This is a genomic window from uncultured Proteiniphilum sp. (assembly GCF_937873925.1).
In the GTDB taxonomy this organism is placed as follows: domain Bacteria; phylum Bacteroidota; class Bacteroidia; order Bacteroidales; family Dysgonomonadaceae; genus Proteiniphilum.
Genome location: NZ_CALNAT010000210.1, coordinates 1 through 4,855, shown reverse-complemented (window position 1 = coordinate 4,855; position 4,855 = coordinate 1). Strand labels below are relative to the sequence as shown.

The 4,855-nt window shown below is 43.9% G+C and carries 6 protein-coding genes; all 6 read left to right on the top strand.

Features of this window, described 5'->3' with window-relative positions:
- Positions 1-210 precede the first annotated feature (210 nt).
- The gene (locus Q0502_RS14290; RefSeq protein ID WP_298652032.1) at positions 211-888 is read left to right on the top strand and encodes a rhomboid family intramembrane serine protease; all 678 of its coding nucleotides are present in this window, start codon (positions 211-213) and stop codon (positions 886-888) included.
- The gene (locus Q0502_RS14285) at positions 872-1,759 is read left to right on the top strand and encodes a rhomboid family intramembrane serine protease (protein ID WP_298652029.1); all 888 of its coding nucleotides are present in this window, start codon (positions 872-874) and stop codon (positions 1,757-1,759) included. The genes Q0502_RS14290 and Q0502_RS14285 overlap by 17 nt, the downstream gene beginning before the upstream one ends.
- On the top strand, positions 1,743-2,864 hold the full coding sequence (locus Q0502_RS14280) for an endonuclease/exonuclease/phosphatase family protein (protein WP_298652026.1): 1,122 nt from the start codon (positions 1,743-1,745) through the stop codon (positions 2,862-2,864). The genes Q0502_RS14285 and Q0502_RS14280 overlap by 17 nt, the downstream gene beginning before the upstream one ends.
- Before the next feature lie 169 nt (positions 2,865-3,033).
- Positions 3,034-3,399 carry a 6-carboxytetrahydropterin synthase QueD gene (gene queD, locus Q0502_RS14275; RefSeq protein ID WP_298652023.1) on the top strand — a complete coding sequence of 122 codons (366 nt, stop codon included), beginning with the start codon at positions 3,034-3,036 and terminating at the stop codon, positions 3,397-3,399.
- Entirely contained in the window at positions 3,380-3,961 is a 582-nt protein-coding gene (locus Q0502_RS14270) for a 7-carboxy-7-deazaguanine synthase QueE (protein WP_298652020.1), read from the top strand. Before queD ends, Q0502_RS14270 begins: the two co-directional genes overlap by 20 nt.
- Before the next feature lies 1 nt (position 3,962).
- The coding region (locus Q0502_RS14265) for a ribonuclease Z (protein ID WP_298652018.1) at positions 3,963-4,855 on the top strand (893 nt) is incomplete at its 3' end.

Sequence of the window (4,855 nt, the reverse complement as noted above, 5' to 3'; positions counted from 1 at the left end):
TCATAAGAAAACGTAAATAAAGAAATTAAACATACATTAAGTCAAGGCTGAGCCTCATTTTGGCGTCAAATATAAGCGATAAATCGAAAACAATCAAGAAAAATGATAAAAAGTATTTGTTTTTGGTAAAAAAAAACCTTTTACGGGGCAAAAATCCGCATTCTCAACGAAATAATACGTAATTTTGCGGCTCAACAATTGATTATAAAGATGAATAACTCAAGGGATAGCTTTGCCGGGATACTTCCCACGGTGACAAAAAATATTATCATTGTAAACGGCATCATTTGGCTGGCACAGTTCGTATTGCTCAGAAGGGCCGATATTGATCTTTCACAACAGTTCGGATTACATTTTATCGCTTCCGAGCAGTTCCGCTTCTATCAGCTTGTCACCTATATGTTCCTGCATGATCCTTATTCCATCTCCCATGTATTTTTTAATATGTTCGCAGTCTTCATGTTCGGCAGAACACTGGAACAGGTATGGGGCTCCAAACGTTTCCTCTCCTATTATCTGGTTACCGGCATCGGCGCGGGGTTAATTCAGATGCTGGTTGTTTTTCTAAGGATACAAACAATAGTGCCTCAAGAAATGTTTTCATTGGTGAACAGCGTCACTGTAGGCGCATCGGGAGCTGTTTTCGGTATACTACTGGCATTCGGCATGTTATTTCCCAATTCGCAACTATTTATTATACCTTTTCCCTTTCCCATCAAAGCGAAGTGGTTCGTGATAGGATACGGCCTGCTGGAACTGTTCTTCGGCGTTGCCAACCGTACGGGTGACAACGTGGCTCATTTTGCCCATCTGGGAGGCATGCTTTTTGGAATTTTCATGATCTTATATTGGAGAAAAAAGGACCGGAAATATGGCAGATTTTATTGAAAGATTGAAATATAAGTATAAGACGGGCAGCGTAATGACGAGGCTCATTTTTATCAATGTCCTCGTTTTCATTATACTGAAGATTGTCAATGTCATTTTCATCCTGTTCAATATTTATGCTGTCGACCTGATTACCTTTGTCGGCGTCCCGTCTCATATTCCATTATTATTAAATAGGATATGGGCGCCTATTACTTACATGTTCGTGCATGAGGGGTTTCTACATTTGCTCTTCAATATGCTCTGGCTCTATTGGTTCGGACAGATTTTCATGCAATATTTCACAGGGCGGACGCTCGGTAGTCTGTACGTCTTAGGAGGATTGGCCGGCGCAATGCTCTATGTGATCGCTTTCAATACCATTCCTTATTATACGGCAATGGAGAGAGGATGGATGATCGGTGCATCGGCAGCGGTGATGGCTATTGTAATGGGCGCTGCTTTCTATCGTCCCGATGTACAACTGAACCTCCTGTTTTTAGGACCTGTAAGAATTGTCTATATTGCCATTTTCGCATTTGTACTCGACTTTCTCTCACTAGGAAGTCCCATGAATCCCGGTGGACATGTAGCCCATATAGGCGGCGCACTATTAGGCTATTTTTTCGCAATCCAATATAAAAAGGGAAAAGATATTACCCGCTGGATGAGTCGGATGATTGATTGGTTTGTCGGACTGTTCAAGCCACGCAGGCATACACCGAAAATGAAGGTGAAGCATGCCCGACACGAAACCGACTGGGAGTACAACGAACGTAAACATACGGAACAGGAAGAGATTGACGCTATCCTGGATAAGCTGAAACAATCGGGTTACAGCAGTTTATCATCAGAAGAAAAAAGGAAACTTTTCGATGCGAGCAAGAAATAAGAAACTAAAATTCACAGATATGGTCAAATGGGTCATCTTCGCTACCAACGTCGTGGCCATCATTCTGCTTTTCTGCTCATTCCTTTCATGGAGGGTCTCCCCTTTGAAAACCAATCTGTTCTCATACATCGGATTGGGTTTCGGTCTGATCCTGCTTGTCAACATCGGCTATCTGGTTTTCTGGGTAGTTTTTTCAAAATGGAAACTCGCTTTGATATCCCTGGCGGCAATTCTCCTCTGTTACAAGCCTGTCACCACATTCTTCCCGCTACATTTTATGAGCGAAAAAGAACCGGAGGGGGCCGTCAAAGTACTGACTTATAACGTTCAGGGATTTCCTGCAGAGAGGGATAAGGATGCATCCGATCATCCCATACTCGATTATATTGCCGGTACCGACGCCGATATTGTCTGCCTGCAGGAGTATCTCGTAAGTAAAACAGGGCAATCCATTTTTTCTCAACGGGATGTAAACAGAATTCTCAGTCAATACCCCTATCGTTCGGTCACCGGTTTGGAATCTTCAGGAAAATATCATATTTTCGGCTTGGCATGTTTCTCGAAATATCCGATCGAGAAGACGCATGAGGTGGTATTCGAGTCATCCTACAACGGAGCGGCGGTTTATACCATCAATATCGACGGGGAAAGATACACTGTGGCCAACGTCCATCTGGAGTCGAACAATATCAAGGCGGAAGATAAAAAATTGTACAGCGATTTTCTTCAGAATACCGATTCGGTACGGCTCGAACAGGTGGCCAGCAATATCCGCACGCGGTTGGGAGGCGCTTACCGGATGCGGGCACAACAGGTTGAAAAAGTGAAACAGTTCATCGACAGGCAGGATACGCGTGGGATTATTATCTGCGGCGATTTCAACGATACTCCCATATCATACGCCTATCACAGGATGAAGAAAGGATTAAAGGATGCCTATGTTTCTACCGCCTTCGGGCCGGGCGTCACCTATCACGAAGATCTGTTTCTTTTCCGCATTGACCATATTATGCACAGCGAAGATATAAAAGCCTACCGGACAAGGAGAGACAAAGTGAAATATTCGGATCATTATCCGCTCAGAACCTATCTGAAATTGGAATAAGGTAGTTGAAAAAGTGGTGCGGCGGAAAGTGATACAGTGGGAAGGTGGTAAGATGATATATTAATTTGATAATGTGCCAATTAGTAATTTACAATTATTATCTGCTAATCAGCAAATCGCTAAATCAACTAATCCTAATTTCCAAATCAAACTTACAAACAGAATTAGAATGTACAAGATAAGTAAAGAGTTTTCTTTCTCGGCAGCGCACTCCCTTTTCGGGTTGCCTGACGATCACCCTTGCAGCCGGCTCCACGGGCATAATTACGTGGTAACTGTTCATCTCCGTTCAAAAGAGCTGAACAAACAGGGTTTTGTCCGCGATTACAACGAATTGAAAATAGTGAAAGAGTATATCGATTCCAAATTAGACCACCGGAATCTCAATGATATTCTTTCGCCACTCAATTCGTCGGCCGAGAATCTGGCAAAGATGCTGTACGATATATTTAAATCGCCGCTTCCGGAACTTTACGCCGTGGAAGTAAGTGAGACGCCTAAAACATCAGCTGTTTATGAACCTGAATGTCAATGAAATATTTTACTCGCTTCAAGGTGAAGGTGGGCGCACGGGACAGCCATCCATCTTTATCCGGCTGGCTAAGTGCAACCTGACATGCAGTTTCTGCGATACCGATTTCGAGCGGGGCGTGAAGATGACCACAGATGAGATCCTGCAGAAAATAGAACCGTACGGATGCAGATGGATCATATGGACAGGGGGTGAACCTACCCTGCAACTTAATGATACCATTGTGGCTCTCTTTAAAGAAAGAGGATACCTGCAGGCCATAGAAACCAACGGAACAAGAAGGGTACCGGTGGGAATCGACTATATTACCTGCAGTCCGAAACAACAGTTTGAGAAGGTGAGGGAGTTGATCCCGGAGGTGGACGAATTGCGTTTTCCCATCCAGACAGGAGATCCGCTACCGGATATCACTATCCTCCCCAAAGCAAGACATCATTTTTTAAGCCCCATTTTCGACAACAATAATATTATTCAGGAGAATATAGATTACTGCGTGTATCTGGTGAAGCAAAACCCATCATGGGCACTGAGCCTGCAAATACATAAACTCATCGGGATCCGTTAATATGAACAAATTTCAGGTAACCATACTGGGCTGCGGGTCGGCCATACCCACCACGATGCACAATCCGCCTTCGCAATTAGTGGATCTGAATGAAAAACTGTTCATGATCGATTGCGGCGAAGGGACACAACTCCAGATGAGGAAGTTCAAAACCCGGATGAGTAAACTTCACAGTGTATTTATCTCACACCTTCATGGCGACCATCTTTTCGGATTACCCGGACTACTCTCCACGCTCAGTATGCTGGGAAGAACCGGAGATCTGTATATTTATGCTCATAAAGAGATCAACATCCTGATAAAACCGTTTTTGATTTATATGGGAAAACATATGTCGTTTAAAATAAAACTGTTCCCCTTAAATCCCGAACGGCAGGAGTTGCTTTTCGAAAACAAGTCGATCAGCATCTTTTCTTTTCCGTTGAAACACCGCATTGCTACAAACGGATTTCTTTTTGAGGAGAAAGAATCACCCCGGCATATAATCCGCGAGATGATCGCTTTTTACCAGATCCCTCTGATACAGATCCCGGAAATTAAAGAGGGAGCCGATTTTATAACATCTGACGGCACCGTCATCCGGAACGACATACTTACCTCTCCGGGTAGCGCTCCACGCAGATACGCTTATTGTTCCGATACGGCTTATGCACCCGAAATCATCCCCTATATAAAGAACGTGGATCTGTTGTATCATGAAGCCACTTTTGCAGAGAGTGAACTGGCACGCGCCGGTGAAACTTACCATTCAACAGCCCGGCAGGCTGCGGAAATCGCGAGAGCGGCAAATGTAAAGCAATTAGTGATCGGCCATTATTCGTCCCGTTACAATGAGCTGGGAATACTTTTAAAAGAAGCCGTCGCTATTTTCCCAAATACGGAACTTGCCATCGA

What these genes read in the sequence shown, in the direction of transcription:
- queD (WP_298652023.1), top strand. Translation starts at nt 3,034, where the DNA reads ATGTACAAGATAAGTAAAGAGTTTTCTTTCTCGGCAGCGCACTCCCTT.
- Q0502_RS14290 (WP_298652032.1), top strand. Translation starts at nt 211, where the DNA reads ATGAATAACTCAAGGGATAGCTTTGCCGGGATACTTCCCACGGTGACA.
- Q0502_RS14285 (WP_298652029.1), top strand. Translation starts at nt 872, where the DNA reads ATGGCAGATTTTATTGAAAGATTGAAATATAAGTATAAGACGGGCAGC.
- Q0502_RS14270 (WP_298652020.1), top strand. Translation starts at nt 3,380, where the DNA reads ATGAACCTGAATGTCAATGAAATATTTTACTCGCTTCAAGGTGAAGGT.
- Q0502_RS14280 (WP_298652026.1), top strand. Translation starts at nt 1,743, where the DNA reads ATGCGAGCAAGAAATAAGAAACTAAAATTCACAGATATGGTCAAATGG.